The organism is Streptomyces sp. HM190, from assembly GCF_009857135.1.
Taxonomy (GTDB): Bacteria; Actinomycetota; Actinomycetes; order Streptomycetales; family Streptomycetaceae; genus Streptomyces; species Streptomyces heilongjiangensis.
On the sequence record NZ_CP047318.1, the window covers coordinates 7,040,601 to 7,054,872 of the forward strand.

Annotated in this window: 15 protein-coding genes and 1 pseudogene; 7 read left to right on the plus strand and 9 right to left on the minus strand. The window is 73.5% G+C overall.

All coding sequences use genetic code 11. The features are described 5' to 3' along the window. Nucleotides 1-17: 17 nt before the first annotated feature. Both GSY65_RS30100 and GSY65_RS30105 read right to left on the minus strand, forming a co-directional pair. On the minus strand, nucleotides 18-551 hold the full coding sequence (locus GSY65_RS30100) for a hydrogenase maturation protease (RefSeq protein ID WP_236580116.1): 534 nt from the start codon (nucleotides 549-551) through the stop codon (nucleotides 18-20). A gap of 185 nt (nucleotides 552-736) precedes the next feature. After that, nucleotides 737-1,300 (minus strand): annotated as a pseudogene (locus GSY65_RS30105) (formyltransferase family protein); the annotation flags it as partial. A 119-nt stretch (nucleotides 1,301-1,419) separates the two neighbouring features. On the opposite strand from GSY65_RS30105, the gene GSY65_RS30110 reads away from it, so the two are divergent. From GSY65_RS30110 to GSY65_RS30135, 6 genes are all read left to right on the plus strand, one after another. Further along, a complete protein-coding gene (locus GSY65_RS30110; RefSeq protein WP_159774523.1) occupies nucleotides 1,420-1,671 on the plus strand; it encodes a hypothetical protein in 252 nt (83 codons plus the stop codon). A gap of 53 nt (nucleotides 1,672-1,724) precedes the next feature. Further along, nucleotides 1,725-2,045 (plus strand): helix-turn-helix domain-containing protein, encoded by a 321-nt coding sequence (locus GSY65_RS30115; RefSeq protein WP_443043308.1) that lies wholly within the window; start codon nucleotides 1,725-1,727, stop codon nucleotides 2,043-2,045. 118 nt (nucleotides 2,046-2,163) lie between these two features. Beyond that, a complete protein-coding gene (uraD, locus tag GSY65_RS30120; RefSeq protein WP_159774527.1) occupies nucleotides 2,164-2,673 on the plus strand; it encodes a 2-oxo-4-hydroxy-4-carboxy-5-ureidoimidazoline decarboxylase in 510 nt (169 codons plus the stop codon). A gap of 7 nt (nucleotides 2,674-2,680) precedes the next feature. Then, nucleotides 2,681-3,070 (plus strand): hydroxyisourate hydrolase, encoded by a 390-nt coding sequence (gene uraH, locus GSY65_RS30125; protein WP_159774529.1) that lies wholly within the window; start codon nucleotides 2,681-2,683, stop codon nucleotides 3,068-3,070. 5 nt (nucleotides 3,071-3,075) lie between these two features. Then, complete coding sequence (gene pucL, locus GSY65_RS30130) at nucleotides 3,076-3,978, plus strand: factor-independent urate hydroxylase (RefSeq protein ID WP_159774531.1); 903 nt, start codon at nucleotides 3,076-3,078, stop codon at nucleotides 3,976-3,978. A 41-nt stretch (nucleotides 3,979-4,019) separates the two neighbouring features. Beyond that, nucleotides 4,020-5,393: an 8-oxoguanine deaminase gene (locus tag GSY65_RS30135; protein ID WP_159774533.1), complete on the plus strand. Its 1,374-nt coding sequence runs from the start codon at nucleotides 4,020-4,022 to the stop codon at nucleotides 5,391-5,393. Nucleotides 5,394-5,653: 260 nt separating this feature from the next. Here the strand turns inward: GSY65_RS30135 and GSY65_RS30140 are convergent, their stop codons facing one another. The 5 genes from GSY65_RS30140 to GSY65_RS30160 all read right to left on the minus strand — a co-directional run bounded on the left by GSY65_RS30140 (nucleotide 5,654) and on the right by GSY65_RS30160 (nucleotide 11,321). After that, the gene (locus tag GSY65_RS30140) at nucleotides 5,654-7,864 is read right to left on the minus strand and encodes an alpha-N-acetylglucosaminidase (RefSeq protein ID WP_159774535.1); all 2,211 of its coding nucleotides are present in this window, start codon (nucleotides 7,862-7,864) and stop codon (nucleotides 5,654-5,656) included. A 260-nt stretch (nucleotides 7,865-8,124) separates the two neighbouring features. Continuing rightward, nucleotides 8,125-8,547 carry an acyl-CoA thioesterase gene (locus GSY65_RS30145; protein ID WP_159774537.1) on the minus strand — a complete coding sequence of 141 codons (423 nt, stop codon included), beginning with the start codon at nucleotides 8,545-8,547 and terminating at the stop codon, nucleotides 8,125-8,127. 92 nt (nucleotides 8,548-8,639) lie between these two features. Further along, a complete protein-coding gene (locus GSY65_RS30150; protein WP_159774539.1) occupies nucleotides 8,640-9,278 on the minus strand; it encodes a hypothetical protein in 639 nt (212 codons plus the stop codon). Between the two features lie 70 nt (nucleotides 9,279-9,348). Continuing rightward, nucleotides 9,349-9,948, minus strand: a complete 600-nt coding sequence (locus tag GSY65_RS30155; RefSeq protein ID WP_159774541.1) for a histidine phosphatase family protein — start codon at nucleotides 9,946-9,948, stop codon at nucleotides 9,349-9,351. A gap of 164 nt (nucleotides 9,949-10,112) precedes the next feature. After that, nucleotides 10,113-11,321 (minus strand): pyridoxal phosphate-dependent aminotransferase, encoded by a 1,209-nt coding sequence (locus GSY65_RS30160; protein ID WP_159774543.1) that lies wholly within the window; start codon nucleotides 11,319-11,321, stop codon nucleotides 10,113-10,115. Nucleotides 11,322-11,407: 86 nt separating this feature from the next. On the opposite strand from GSY65_RS30160, the gene GSY65_RS30165 reads away from it, so the two are divergent. Beyond that, nucleotides 11,408-12,040 (plus strand): winged helix-turn-helix transcriptional regulator, encoded by a 633-nt coding sequence (locus GSY65_RS30165; protein WP_159774545.1) that lies wholly within the window; start codon nucleotides 11,408-11,410, stop codon nucleotides 12,038-12,040. 61 nt (nucleotides 12,041-12,101) lie between these two features. On the opposite strand, the gene GSY65_RS30170 is transcribed toward GSY65_RS30165, so the two are convergent. Beyond that, nucleotides 12,102-12,911 carry a hypothetical protein gene (locus GSY65_RS30170; RefSeq protein ID WP_159774547.1) on the minus strand — a complete coding sequence of 270 codons (810 nt, stop codon included), beginning with the start codon at nucleotides 12,909-12,911 and terminating at the stop codon, nucleotides 12,102-12,104. Continuing rightward, nucleotides 12,911-14,179 carry a VWA domain-containing protein gene (locus GSY65_RS30175; protein WP_159774549.1) on the minus strand — a complete coding sequence of 423 codons (1,269 nt, stop codon included), beginning with the start codon at nucleotides 14,177-14,179 and terminating at the stop codon, nucleotides 12,911-12,913. The genes GSY65_RS30170 and GSY65_RS30175 overlap by 1 nt, the downstream gene beginning before the upstream one ends. Nucleotides 14,180-14,272: the final 93 nt, after the last annotated feature.

Genomic DNA, 14,272 nt, shown 5'->3' on the forward strand with positions numbered 1-14,272 from the left:
GGATTCCTCCGGGCGGCTCAACCGGGCATCGCGGCCCGCGTCAGCGCAGGTGTCGCCGCCGGGTCGGCGAGCAGCGCCGGGACCACCGTGTGAAGCGCGGTGACGGCGCGCGCGACAGCCTCGCGCACCGTCGCGCTGACACCGGGGGCGATGTCCTCGTCGGCCTGCGGCAGCGCCTCCGGCTCGCAGGCGAGGACGAGGACGCGGGGGAGCGGCTCGTCACCGAGGTGGGCGGCCAGGGCCAGGACCTTCGCCGGGTCCATGCCGTGCGCCTCCGGCGGGGGGCCGCCGGCGGCCCGGTCGGGGAGGTCCGGTTCGATCAGCGACAGGGTGCCGGGGCGGTGGCCGCGCGCGGAGGCGTCGACGAGGACGGCGGTGTCGTAGCCGCCGAGCAGTTCGTAGGCGAGGTCCATGCCGCGGATGCCGAAGTCCCGCACCCGCGCCCCGGGCGGCAGCGGACGCCCCTCCAGGGCGCGGATCACCTCCGGGCCGAAGGCGTCGTCCCCGAGGAAGATGTTGCCGACGCCCGCCACCAGCAGCCGCGCGGTCATCGCACGCCTCCCGTCGCCAGGGGGCGGACGGAGCCGTGCGGGAGCTTGCGGACGAACGCCGAGCGCAGGGCGTGGTACGGGGCGTGCGGGTCGAAGAAGACGGCGTGCATCCGGGCGAGTTGGGCCCGCCGGTACTTCGCGAGCGGCCGCCGCTCCTCGTCCGCCCGCCGGGCCGCGGCCTTCGCGGTCCCGGGATCGCTCTGCGGCCGCGGCTTGGACGACCCGTCGGCGTACCGCCGCACGGCCGGCAGGACGGCGGCCGAGGCGGCGTCGGCTGCCTCGCCCCGGTACAGGTCGCTCCTGCCGACCTCAGGCACCGGGAAGGACTCGGCGGCCCAGACGTCACCGGCGTCCATCCCCGCCTCCGCCCGGAGCACCGTCACACCCCACCGGGTCGCGCCCTCGGTGATCGCCCGGTCCGGTGAGGACCGGCCGCGGTCGCCGGGCGGTCCCGGGTGCACGACGAGGCAGGTGTGCTCGCGCCACACCTCCTCGGGCAGCGCCGTCCTCAGCATCGGCGCGACGACCAGGTCCGGGCGCGCCGCGCGGACGGCGGCCAGGGCCGCGTCGGCGCCGTGCGAGGCCGGCACGGCGTCGACCCGGTGACCCCGGTCGGACAGTTCCGCGTGCACCCGCTGGGAGAGGCTGTCGAGCGCGCTGGCTACGAGCAGGATGTCCATGAGGGGGAATGGTGACCGGTTCCGGGAGGGCCGCGAAGGACCCCGGCGGCGTTTCGCCGGGCTCACCACCCGACGCGTGCGTCCCTCGGCGCGCCCCGGTCGCCGTTAAGGTCGTGTCCGAGCGACTGGGGCACACCATCGGTGTGACGACAGAGCGCGCGGGTCGGGTCCGAGGTCATGGGGGCGTAGTGCGATTGCGAGTGGAGTTCACCACCGAGCCGTTCGACCTGGACGAGCCGCCCCGGCACGCGGTGGTCGCCCGCGACGTCATCGAGGCCGCCGCGCTGGACGCGGTCGACGTGGGCCCCTTCGGCAACACCGCCGAGGGCGGCTCCGACGCCGTCCTCACGGCGGTCGACGCCCTGCTGCGCCGGGCCCTGGCGGCGGGCGCCACCCGGGTCTCGCTCCAGGTCAACGTGGTGGGGGAGGAGCAGGGGTGACCGCCACCGGGAACGACCCCTTCGTCGCGGCCGTCAAGCCGCTGGTCGACGCCATGGGCGGGGTCATGCTGCCGCCGGGCGAGGCCGGCCCCGACGACGTCGTGCTGTCCTGGCAGGGGGCCGACGTCGTGGCCGTCCGGCTGCCGCAGCTCGCCGAGTCGCTGGACCACATCCTCGCCGCGCTGGAGCGGGGGCACGGCAGGCCCCTCGCCGACCTCGACCGGAAGGCCAAGCAGGAGATCGTGCGGACGCTGGAGGCACGCGGCGCGTTCTCGGTGCGGCACGGCGTGGAGACCGTCGCGAGCGCGCTCGGCGTCAGCCGCTTCACCGTCTACAACTACCTGAACAGGGAGAACGCGGCCAAGGGGCGTTGACGGGCGGTTCCGTCGACTCCCGTACGCCCCGCGTCTTTTCAACAAACTGTTGACGCGGTGTCGTCGCGGGGCGTTAGCTTGCCGTAGCCAGTCCAGCACCACGGCCACGGAGGCTCCTGTGAGTTCGCGTTCCTCGGCGCCCGGCCTCGCCCGGTTCAACACCCTGGAGAGGCAAGCCGCCGTCGCCGCGCTCCACGAGGCGTGCGCCTCGGCGGAGTGGGGGCGCAGACTCCTGGCCGGCCGCCCCTACGCCACCGTCGGCGACCTCCTCGCCGCCAGTGACGCCGCCATGGCCGAGCTGACCGCCGGGGACCTGGCGGAGGCGATGGCCGGACACCCGCCGATCGGCCGACCCACGCCGGGCGACGCGACCTCCGCCCGGGAACAGCGCGGCATGGCCGGCGCCTCCGACGCGCTCAGGGCCGAGATGCTCGACCTGAACCTGGCGTACCAGGAGAAGTTCGGCCATGTCTTCCTGATCTGCGCCACCGGCCGCACCGGCGAGCAGATGCGCGACGCGGTCGCCGAGCGCATCGGCAACACCCCGGAGGAGGAACGGGAGATCGTCCGCGTCGAACTGGGCAAGATCAACCGCATCCGCCTGACCCGACTGGTCGAAGAGGACTGAGAGCAGCATGAGCACCAGCACCACGGCCTCCGTGTCCACGCACGTCCTGGACACCAGCGTCGGCCGCCCCGCCCCCGGGGTCGCCGTCCGCCTCGCCGCCCGTGAGGGACGCGACGCCGACTGGCGGGCCCTCGGCGGTTCCGCGACCGACACCGACGGCCGGTGCAGGGACCTCCCGGCGCTGCCGGAAGGGACGACCCACGTACGGCTCGACTTCGCCGTGGAGCCGTACTTCGAGACCAAGCGAGCCGAGACACAGCAGGACGCCCCCGCGCATCGGGACAGCGGTGTGTTCTTCCCCGAGGTGGTCATCACGTTCGCCGTCGAAGCCGGCGAGCACTACCACGTACCGCTGCTGCTCAACCCGTTCGGCTACTCCGTATACCGAGGGAGTTAGCACCCATGCCCATCCTTGGACAGAACCAGTACGGCAAGGCCGAGAACCGCGTCGTACGCATCACGCGGGACGGCGCCACCCACCACATCAAGGACCTGAACGTCTCCGTGGCCCTCTCCGGCGACATGGACGAGGTCCACCTCTCCGGCTCCAACGCGCACGTCCTGCCGACGGACACCACCAAGAACACGGTGTACGCCTTCGCCAAGGAGCACGGCATCGAGTCCGCCGAACAGTTCGGCATCCATCTCGCCCGGCACTTCGTGACCTCCCAGCCGGCCATCCACCGGGCCCGCATACGCATCGAGGAGTACTCCTGGGAGCGCATCGCGCACTCCGGGAAGGGCGCGCACTCGTTCGTCCGCGCGGGCCGGGAGACACGGCTCGCGCAGATCACCTACGACGGCTCGGCGTGGGAGGTCGTCTCCGGCCTCAAGGACCTCACCGTCATGAACTCGACCCACTCCGAGTTCTGGGGCTACGTCAAGGACAGGTACACGACCCTCCCCGAGGCGCACGACCGCATCCTCGCCACCGACGTCTCCGGCCGCTGGCGGTTCAACTGGACCGACGACGAGCAGCCGGCGCCCGCCTGGGACACGTCGTACGAGCAGGTCAAGCGGCACATGCTGGAGGCCTTCGCGGAGACGTACTCCCTGTCGCTCCAGCAGACCCTCTACGCGATGGGCGCCCGGATCATCGACCACCGCGGTGAGATCGACGAGGTCCGCTTCTCCCTGCCGAACAAGCACCACTTCCTGGTCGACCTCGGCCCGTTCGGCCTGGAGAACGACACCGCCGACGGAGCCGTGTACTTCGCCGCCGACCGGCCCTACGGCCTCATCGAGGCGACCGTCCTGCGGGACGGCGCCGAGGCACGCATCCCGGCCGATCTCACCAACCTCTGACGCGGACCCGGACCGTACACCGGGAGTTGGGACGAACAACGATGGCACAGCGCATCGTCATCGAGAACGCGGCGATCGCGACCGTGGACGCGCGGGACACCGAGCACGCGTCGGGCCACGTGGTCGTCGCGGACGACGTGATCGAGTCGGTCGGCGCGGGCCCGGCACCCGAGGGCCTGACGGACGTCGTCCGCCGGATCGACGCCACCGGACATCTGGTGACCCCCGGCCTGGTCAACACCCACCACCACTTCTACCAGTGGATCACCCGGGGCCTCGCCACCGACCACAACCTCTTCGACTGGCTCGTCGCGCTCTACCCGACCTGGGCCCGCATCGACGAGCAGATGACGTACGCGGCGGCCCGGGGCTCCCTCGCGATGATGGCCCGCGGCGGAGTCACGACCGCGATGGACCACCACTACGTCTTCCCGAAGGGCTCCGGCGACCTGTCGGGCTCCATCATCCGGGCGGCCCGCGAGACCGGCGTCCGCTTCACCCTCGCCCGCGGCTCCATGGACCGCAGCGAGAAGGACGGCGGACTGCCCCCGGACTTCGCCGTCGAGACTCTCGACGGGGCGCTCGCCGCCACCGAGGCGACCGTGCGCGCCCACCACGACGCCTCCTTCGGCGCCATGACCCAGGTGGCCGTCGCCCCCTGCTCGCCGTTCTCCGTCTCGACCGAACTGCTCAAGCAGGGAGCCGAGTTGGCCCGCCGCCTCGGGGTGCGGCTGCACACGCACGGCTCGGAGACGGTCGAGGAGGAGAAGTTCTGCCACGAGCTGTTCGGCATGGGCCCCACCGACTACTTCGAGTCCACGGGCTGGCTCGGCGAGGACGTGTGGATGGCGCACTGCGTCCACATGAACGACTCCGACATCGACGCCTTCGCCCGCACCCGGACCGGAGTCGCCCACTGCCCGTCCTCCAACGCCCGCCTCGCCGCCGGTATCGCCCGCGTCCCCGACATGCTGGCGGCCGGCGTCCCGGTCGGCCTGGGCGTCGACGGCACCGCCTCCAACGAGTCCGGCGAACTCCACACCGAGCTGCGCAACGCGCTCCTCGTCAACCGGCTCGGCCCCCACCGCGAAGCCGCCCTCACCGCCCGCCAGGCGCTGCGCCTTGGCACCTACGGCGGCGCCCAGGTCCTCGGCCGGGCCGCCGAGATCGGCTCCCTGGAGCCGGGCAAGCTCGCCGACCTGGTCCTGTGGAAGCTGGACACCCTCGCCCACGCCTCCATCGCCGACCCGGTGGCCGCCCTGGTCCTCGGCGCGGCGGCCCCGGTGACCCTGTCGCTGGTGGGCGGCCGGGCCGTCGTGGAGGACGGCCGCCTGCTGCACGTGGACGAGGACGCGATCGCCCGCTCGACACGGGACGAGGCCCGCCGACTGGCCCGGATCGCGGCCGGGCACTGACCCCGTCACCCCGCGCCGACGCCGCGGCGGCAGCCACGCCCGCGCGTACGGCGCCGGACTCCGGCCGAGGGGGACGGCCCTCGGCCGGACGCCGTGGACCCGAGCGGGGTCCGCGGCGCCCGTCTCCGGGGCGCACCCCCGGCGGTGCGCCCCGGAACGGTGCGGTCGGCCGTGCGGCCCCGGGCCCCGACGGCGCGCCCGTCGACGGCGGCCGGACCTCGGCACACGGGCCGGGCCTGGGCGGGTGGCCGTCCGGCCTCTCAGGAGAGTGCCGTGAGCCGCTCCCACACCTGTGTGGCCACCGTGTACGTGTCCCCGGCCGGCTCGGTGGCGAGCGGCCCCGGGTCACGGATCCAGCCGTCCTCCAGGGCGAACCAGTCGATCTTCCCCGGCGCCCGCCCCGCGGCGAGCGCGGCCCGCAGTTCCTCGAAGTACGTCGACCAGCGCAGCCGGTACAGTCCGCCGACCAGGCCCGCCCACTCCCGGTTCGCGTAGTCCCGCAGCCCCGCGTCCGCGCCCGCGCGGGTGCCCCACACGGTCAGCAGCGACAGGTTGTCGTACGCCAGCCGCTCCCGCTCGGCGTCGTCCGCCCCCCAGGCGCGCGCGTCCGCGACCCAACGGCCCAGCAGATGCCGGGAGTCGGTGGCCAGCAGCCGGTCCAGCAGCTCCATCAGGCACAGCCAGACCTCGGCCAGCTCCTTCAGCAGGGCCGCGTCCCGTGCGTCGTACGCCTCCTTGATCCGCGGCAGCAGGACGCGGCTGCGGTTGGACAGGGTCTGCCGGGCCACGTCGAGGAGGTCCCGCCGGTAGGCGGACGAGGTGCGCAACCCGGCCCGCACACGCAGCAGTTCACCCAGCGCGGGTTCCAGGTCCGCCGCCGCGTACCGGAGCTGCTTGGGCGACCAGCGGGCCGCCCGGACGACGGTGAGCGCCGGACGCGCACCGAACAGGCCGTCGGCGCCCTCGCTCCACCCGTCGGCGCGCGTGGTGCCGTAGACGGTGCGGCGCAGGATGTCCCAGGCCGCCTCGGCATGCGGGTCGCGGGCGCCGTAGCGCGCGTGCGCCCAGTCGGCGAACCAGGTTCTCAGGTCCAGCTCGCCCTCGCGCCAGGCGAGTTCGGAGAAGAGGGCGAACGCCGCCGGGTTGTTGTCCGCGGCCTCCGGCAGCAGCGCGATCCCGCGCAGCGCGCTGCCGGGCTCGGTGCGCCACTTCTCGTACAGCTCCGCCCAGTCGCGGGTGTTGGCGCCGAGGGCGGTGTGGCCGCCGAAGTTCCAGATCGAGCCGAACGCGTACGGGGTGCCGCCCCAGTCGGCCTCGCGGTCGGTGACCGTGGGGAAACGGTCGGAGAGGCCGTCGACGACGAGCATGTGCTCCTTGTCGACGGCGTCGACGAGGGCGCGCGGCGGGTTGTGCTGCCAGCCGAGGATCACCCAGGTGGCGTCGGGGTGGGACCGCCGCAGCGCCCGCTCGACGCCCTTCGCCGCGTCGGCCACGGGCACGTCGCCGGGGTCGCCGCCCTCGTGCAGCAGGTCCATCTTGTACAGGGTCGACGCCCCGCCGAACAACTGGTCCTGCGTGCGGTAGAAGGCCGCCGCGACCCGCGCGAAGGCGTCCGTGCGCGGGTCCAGCCAGTCGGGGCGGGCGAACCCCATCCACGTGCCCTGCGGGACCGTCCGCGCCCCCGGCACACGCTCGGCGAAGCCCGGCGGGACCGTGCCGAAGTAGCCGGGGAACACCGGGGTCATGCCCAGCTCGCGCACCCGGTCGGCGATCCGGCGGCCGAGCGCCGCGCGGGCGTCGAGGAGCTGCCGGGAGACGGGGGAGGGGAACGCCGACAGGTTCTGCAGCAGCCACCATGGCTGGTGCGCGGGGCCCGGGATCCACGCCCGCAGCTCCTCCTCCCCGTACCCGAACTCCTGGAACACCCGGTGATACAGCGCGTCCGCGCCGGCCTGGACGAAGATCTCGTTGTAACCGTGCAGGGCCAGCACGTCCAGCTCGCGCTCCCAGTAGGACCAGTCGAGGTAGGCGCCCGTGTAGCCGTCGTTGGTGTCGTTCAGGGCGAAGCGGTGGGGGACGTTCGCGCGCCGGGTGACGGTGCCGTCGAGACCCGGCAGGGCGCGGGGGAGGTCGGTCTGCTCGCCCGCCCAGTTGATCTCGGCGTACGCGACGTGCCGCAGGTACCAGTTCAGACCCGTGAGCCGGGTCGCCGGGGTGTCGCCGGTGACGGTGATCCGCCCGGTGCCGCCCGCGAGGTGGAAGGTGTCCCGCTCGGTCCCCCCGGCGAACGTGATCTGCCGCCAGTGGTCCGGCAGCAGCCGCCGGGCCGCCGCCGTAGCCGCCGTGTCCCCCGGCCCGTCCGCGCCGGGCGCGTCGTCCGAGGGCGTCGCGCGGGCGGGGGAGCACGCGACCGCCGCCCCCGCCGAACCGGCGGCGAAGGCGGCGAGAAGGGCACGGCGGGCGAGCGGCATGGTGTCTCCGGGTGCGAGTGGGGGTACGCCGTGGCAGGAATACCCACCGAACCGGTCCTTCCGCACCGACACACGGCCACAAGGGGGAGAACCAGCCGTGAACGGACCTGCGGGCGACGTACGCGGCGGCCACGACCACGGTCGGTCCGGGGTGTCACCGTCCGCGCCGACCGTGGTCGTGGCCGTCTGCGGATGCGCCCCGCGGCCGCGCGCCGGCCGGCCGGACGACGGTCACGCTCCGGCCGGGCCCCGGGCCGGGCTCACAGCCCGAACAGCGCTGGGTCGTCCGCCAGTTCCCTGAAGTACGCACCCGGGTCGGCGACCAGCTTGCGCGCCGTGAGGTCCATCAGGCCGCCCACACCGGTGATCTCGGCGGCCACCGTGCCGTCGGTCCTGCGGATCGTCTGCTCGATCCGGAAGGTCCTGCCCTCGCCCCAGAAGAAGACGCACGTCACCTCGACCTCGTCACCGGCGAGCAGCTCGCGCCGGTAGCGGATCGTCGTCTCCAGCGCGACGGGGCCGACGCCCCTCGCCATCAGATCGGCCTGACGGATCCCGGCGGCCTGGAGCAGCGACCAGCGCGCGTGCTCCCCGTACTGGAGGTACACGCTCTGGTTGAGGTGCCCCTGTACGTCGGTCTCGTATCCCCGGACGGTCACCGGGACGGAAAACGGCTCGGACACGACTACCCCTCGACTGCCTCAGCGGCGAACAGGACGGACGCAAGCTTACTGAGCGCTTGCTCATTGCGGGGCGGCGGTCCGGCCCCGCCCGGTCACACCTTCCTGGGGGAGGCCAGCAGATACCGCTCCCGCGTCCGCGGGTCCGTGTGCTCGCTGGGCTGCCAGCCCGCCCGCCGAAGGGTCTCGGCGCAGTCGCGCAGGGCCCCCGTGTCCGGCTCGTGCACGGCGACGGCCTCGGGCTGCGGGGTGGTCCGCACCCGGTAGCCGCCCCGTTCCGCCTCCGGGCCCGCCGGGCGGTGGCCCGCCGCTTCGAGGGCGAGCGCGGCGGCCCGTACGAGGTGCGCGCGCTCCCAGCCGCAGGGGAGGTCGGTGGCGCCGTCCGGGTTCGTCATCCGCCGCAGTTCCAGCAGTCCCTGCCAGGCGCTGTGCACCTCACGGGCCCGTGCCGGGCCGTCCCCGGCGCCCTCCTCGCCGCCCACCCGGGCCGCGAAGGCGCCCGACGCGCCGGGCTCGGGCCGAGCCGGGGCCGGGGTCGCCGCGGGCGGACCGGCCTCCCGCACGCGGTGTCCGGCCGGGGTCAGGAAGTGATCGTGCGGTGGGCGCGGGTGGCGGAACGCCAGCCCTCGCTTCACCAGCGCCGCCAACTGGGCCGGCGTACCCGTGAGCCGTCCGGTCACGGGCTCGGCGGCGTCGATGATCCGCCGCTGGACGGCGGTCGGCGGTCGGGCCACGACGGGTCTCCCTTCGCCGAGGAGCGCCGTCACGCGGGGACGGCGTGAGCCCACTCGGGGACTTCGAAGCCTACGAGGAGGGTCTGACATTCCACGCCGCGAGCACCGGACGGCCGTGCTCCGTGCCGAGCCGGCAGACCGTGCCCGTGGCGAGCTGGAACAGCGCCCCCGCGGACGCGGGCAGTCCGAGGTAGCGTGCGGTGAGGACGCGGAGGAAATGGCCGTGCGCCACGAGCACCACACAGCCCTCCGTGTTGCCGAGCGCCGCGTGTGCCTTCGCCAGTATCCGGTCGGCGCGCGCCCCGACGTCCTCGGGTCCCTCCCCGGGGTGCTCGGGCGGTCCCGGTGCCACCCCGTCGGTGAACAGGAACCAGTCGGGCCGCGTCCGGTGGATCTCCTGGGTCGTCACCCCCTCGTACGCACCGTAGTCCCACTCGGAGAGGTCCGCGTCGACCTGCGCCCCCTGCAGTCCGGCCAGCTCGGCGGTCTGGCGGGCCCGCTTCATGGGGCTGACGAACACGGCCCCGATCCGGTGCGAGGTCAGCAGCGGGGCCAGGCCGCGCGCCTGTTCCCGCCCCCGGTCGGTCAGCGGGAGGTCCGTCCAGCTGGTGTGCTGCCCGGACACCGACCACTCGGTCTCCCCGTGCCGCACAAGAAAAAGATCACCCATGTCCCACAGGCTACGAGCCCACCGCCCCGGTTCCTCGAACTCCGGCTCGCCTAGCCCCCGGAAGGCGCCGGTCCGCGGGAGCCGAGCCGGTGTGCCGTTGAGGAGTCGCGGCACGGCGGGCGCCGAGGCGCGCCCCCGGGGAGCACGGCGGCGCCGCTTCCCTGCTATTGCCGGTAGCCGCTCAGGAACCGTCCGATACGGCTGATCGCCGCGTCCAGGTCGTCCGCGTGGGGCAGGGTGAGGATGCGGAAGTGGTCGGGGGCGGGCCAGTTGAAGCCCGTGCCCTGGACGACCTGGATCTTCTCGCGCAGCAGCAGGTCGAGGACGAACTTCTCGTCGTCGTGGATCTTGTGGACCTTGGGGTCCAGGCGCGGGAACGCGTACAGCGCCCCCTTGGGCTTCACACACGACACGCCGGGGATCTCGTTGAGCTTCTCCCAGGCCACGTTCCGCTGTTCGTGCAGCCGCCCGCCCGCAGCGGTCAGGTCCCGGATGGACTGGCGGCCGCCGAGCGCGGCCTGGATCGCGTACTGGGCGGGGGCGTTGGCGCACAGCCGCATGGAGGCCAGCATCGTCAGGCCCTCCAGGTAGTCGCGGGCGTGCTGCCTGGGGCCGGTGACGACCAGCCAGCCGGAGCGGAAGCCCGCCACGCGGTACGTCTTGGACAGGCCGCAGAAGGTGAGGACGACCAGGTCGGGGGCGAGCGCGGCGGCCGAGTGGTGCACGGCGTCGTCGTACAGGATCTGGTCGTAGATCTCGTCGGCGAACACCATCAGGCCGTGGCGGCGGGCGAGGTCGAGGATGCCCTCGACGATCTCCTTGGGGTAGACCGCGCCGGTGGGGTTGTTGGGGTTGATGATGACGACGGCCCTGGTGCGGTCGGTGATCTTCGACGCCATGTCGTCGAGGTCCGGGTACCAGTCGGCCTGCTCGTCGCACAGGTAGTGCACCGCCTTGCCGCCGGCGAGGGTCGTCACGGCGGTCCAGAGCGGGAAGTCGGGCGCGGGGACGAGGATCTCGTCGCCGTCCTCGATCAGCGCCTGGACGGCCATCGACACCAGCTCGGAGACGCCGTTGCCGAGGAAGACGTCGTCGACGTCCACCGCCAGGCCGAGGGTCTGGTAGCGCTGGGCGACCGCGCGGCGGGCGGAGAGGACGCCGCGCGAGTCCGTGTAGCCGTGGGCCTGCGGCAGCATCCGGATCATGTCCTGGAGGATCTCCTCCGGCGCCTCGAAGCCGAAGAGCGCGGGGTTGCCGGTGTTCAGGCGCAGCACGCTGTGGCCCGCCTCCTCCAGCGCGTTCGCGTGCTCGATCACGGGGCCGCGGATCTCGTAACAGACCTCGCTGAGCTTGCTCGACTGCCGGAACTCCATGCGCTCTCGCCCTCCGGTTCGGTGTGTTGCTTGGTTTTACCAAGTAGGCGCTTGGAAAGTCCAACGACATGTCTAGACTGCGTCGCATGTCACCACGCCGAAGCTACGACCAGTACTGCTCCGCCGCCCGGGCGCTCGACCTCGTCGGTGACCGCTGGACCCTGCTGATCGTGCGCGAACTGCTCGCCGGGCCGCGCCGCTACACGGACCTGCACGCGGACCTGCCCGGCGTCAGCACGGACGTCCTCGCCTCACGGCTGAAGGACATGGAGCGTGACGGTCTGTCGACCCGGCGCCGGCTGCCGCCGCCGGGCGCCGCGTACGTCTACGAACTCACCGGCCGCGGACGGGATCTGCTCCCGGTGCTGCAGGCGCTGGGGGAGTGGGGCGAGGACGCGCTGGGGGAGCGCCGGCCGACGGACGCCGTACGGGCGCACTGGTCCGCCCTGCCGCTCCTGCGGCACCTCGACGGCCGCGCCGCCGGTCTCGCCGAAGTCCGCCTGGAGGAGGGGACGTTCCACCTGTGGACCGGCGCCGAGGACGGACCGGTGTACGGCGACGGCCCCGCGCCGGGCGAGCCGGACGCCCGGCTGACCCTGGACGAGGAGACCTGCGAGGCGGTGCGCAGGGGCGAACTGACCCTCCTGGACGCCGTACGGGCGGGCCGGGTCGAGGTGTCGGGGGAGGGGGCCCTGGCGAAGGAACTGCGGGAGGGGTGAGGGCCCGTGAACGCCGAGGGCCCGCCGGACCGGGAGGGTTCGGCGGGCCCTCGCGGGAGTGTCAGGCGCCCGGCGGGGGCACCCGCGTCGGGCGGCCCGAGCCCCGGGTGAGGGAGTAGCCGCCGATGCCCGCGAGGGCGGCGAGCACCGCGCCGAGCGCGGTCCACACCCAGCGGTCGCTCCACCAGCCCGACGCCCAGCCGTCGTCGGGTTCGAGGGAGGACAGCACGGCCTCGGCCGAGGAGTCCTCGTCGTCCTGCTCCGAGGTCACCGCGATGCCCGGCACGAGCGGCTGCGCCAGTGAGCCGTCGACCGCCGCGGCACCGCCGATGTCCTTGGACTCGGCGCGCACCTCGACCCCCACCGGCAGTCCGAGGTCGCCCGTGGCCAGCCGCGTCGTCGTCAGCCGGACGTAGTACGTGCCCGGCAGCGGGTCGTCGGACCACTGCTCCGACCAGGCGCGGACCGTGCGCAGCGTGCAGGACAGCTCCACGGAGGCCGCCCCCGCGTCGGCCGTGCGCGTCTGTGCCCCGTACTGGCAGGCCTGGCGGCGCCGCAGCCCGTCGTACACGTCGACCTGCCACGTCGAGGCGGACCCGGCCGCCTCCGGCAGCTTCACCGTCGCCCGCACGGTGGGGCGCCCGCCGGCGTCCGCCGGGAACGACCAGTACAGGTAGTCGCCGGTCGAGGCGCTCGCCGTCGCGGTCATCCCCTGCTCGAACTCCGCCGCCGTGCGGAAGGAGGTGCCCGCCTCGGTGGGCGCGTCACCGCTCTCCGACGGGCTCGCGGAGGGGGAGGAGTCCGCGGCCGCCGGGGAGACGGCCAGGGCCAGCATCAGCAGGGCGGCGCCCCACACACGAGTGATCCGCATCAGTTGGTCCTCCAGACCGCGACCCGCCAGCGCGACAGCCAGCCCCACAGCACACCCGCCAGGAACCCGACGAGCACCAGCACACCGAGCAGCCACCAGCCGCGGCCGAGACCGAAGGACGCCACGTCCGTGGCCTGGTCCGGACCGTCCACCACGTCGACGGTGATCTCCAGCGGCAGACCGGGCGTGGCCTTCACCCCGCCGGCCGGCGCGTAGGAGTGGGTCACCTGCAGGCACACGGTCTCGGCGGTGTCCTCGTCCTCCTCGTCCTCGGCCTCCGCCTTCGGATAGCGCAGACCCGTCGAGATGACGTCGGTACGGCCGTTGCCGGCCGCCTCGCCGCGTACGATCTCGCGGTTCTTGACGGTGACCGCGCGCAGCAGCACCCCGTAGTGCGGGTTGACGTCACGGTCCGCCGCGACGCTCACCGAGGCCCGCAGCTCCTGGCCCGGCTTCACGTCCACGCGGTACCAGCGCTGCTGGTTGAACTCCTCGCGGTCGGTGAACAGCCCGGAGGTGAGCGTGGGCGCCCCGGCGCACGCGTCGGTGCCCTCGACGGCCTTCGGCACGACCACCGGGTCGGCCGCGCGGTCCACCAACTGGTTGACCCGGTCGGTGAGTTCGTCGCGGTGCTCGATCGAGGTGTACGTGCCGCCGGTCGCCTCGGCGATACAGCTGAGCTGGACGCGCAGCTTGGCGCTCGGCACCAGGCCGAGCGTGTCGATGGTCAGGCCGATGCCCTTCGCCGCGATCTCGCGGGCCACCTCGCACGGGTCGAGCGGGGCGCAGGTGTCCTCGCCGTCGCTGATCAGGACGATGCGCTTGGTGCCCTCGCCGCCCTCCAGGTCGTCGGCCGCCTTCAGCAGCGCGGGGCCGATCGGGGTCCAGCCGGTCGGGGTGAGCGTGGCGACGGCCGTCTTCGCCTCGGTGCGGTCCAGCGGGCCCACCGGGTACAGCTGCGCGGTGTCCTTGCAGCCCGTCTTGCGGTCGTCGCCCGGGTAGTTGGCGCCCAGCGTGCGGATGCCGAGCTGGACCTCCTCGGGCGTGGCGTCCAGTACCTCGTTGAACGCCTGCTTCGCCGCGGACATCCGGGACTGCCCGTCGATGTCCTTCGCACGCATCGAACCGCTGACGTCCAGCAGGAGGTTGACCTTGGGCGCGGTGGCCGTGGTCTCGTCGGCGACGGCCGTCGACGGGACGGCGATCCCGGCCGTCAGGGCGGCGAGCAGGACGAACACCCCTGCTGCCAGCCGTTGTCTTGTGATCATCGGCGGATCCTATTGATCGGAGGGTCCGCGCTTCAAAACGAGACCGCCCGTTCACCCACCGGACGACGGCGCCCGCCGCGCGCCACCGACCGC

What these genes read in the sequence shown, in the direction of transcription:
- GSY65_RS30100 (WP_236580116.1), bottom strand. Translation starts at nt 551, where the DNA reads ATGACCGCGCGGCTGCTGGTGGCGGGCGTCGGCAACATCTTCCTCGGG.
- GSY65_RS30115 (WP_443043308.1), top strand. Translation starts at nt 1,725, where the DNA reads ATGGGCGGGGTCATGCTGCCGCCGGGCGAGGCCGGCCCCGACGACGTC.
- uraH (WP_159774529.1), top strand. Translation starts at nt 2,681, where the DNA reads ATGAGCACCAGCACCACGGCCTCCGTGTCCACGCACGTCCTGGACACC.
- pucL (WP_159774531.1), top strand. Translation starts at nt 3,076, where the DNA reads ATGCCCATCCTTGGACAGAACCAGTACGGCAAGGCCGAGAACCGCGTC.
- GSY65_RS30135 (WP_159774533.1), top strand. Translation starts at nt 4,020, where the DNA reads ATGGCACAGCGCATCGTCATCGAGAACGCGGCGATCGCGACCGTGGAC.
- GSY65_RS30140 (WP_159774535.1), bottom strand. Translation starts at nt 7,864, where the DNA reads ATGCCGCTCGCCCGCCGTGCCCTTCTCGCCGCCTTCGCCGCCGGTTCG.
- GSY65_RS30155 (WP_159774541.1), bottom strand. Translation starts at nt 9,948, where the DNA reads ATGGGTGATCTTTTTCTTGTGCGGCACGGGGAGACCGAGTGGTCGGTG.
- GSY65_RS30160 (WP_159774543.1), bottom strand. Translation starts at nt 11,321, where the DNA reads ATGGAGTTCCGGCAGTCGAGCAAGCTCAGCGAGGTCTGTTACGAGATC.
- GSY65_RS30165 (WP_159774545.1), top strand. Translation starts at nt 11,408, where the DNA reads ATGTCACCACGCCGAAGCTACGACCAGTACTGCTCCGCCGCCCGGGCG.
- GSY65_RS30170 (WP_159774547.1), bottom strand. Translation starts at nt 12,911, where the DNA reads ATGCGGATCACTCGTGTGTGGGGCGCCGCCCTGCTGATGCTGGCCCTG.
- GSY65_RS30175 (WP_159774549.1), bottom strand. Translation starts at nt 14,179, where the DNA reads ATGATCACAAGACAACGGCTGGCAGCAGGGGTGTTCGTCCTGCTCGCC.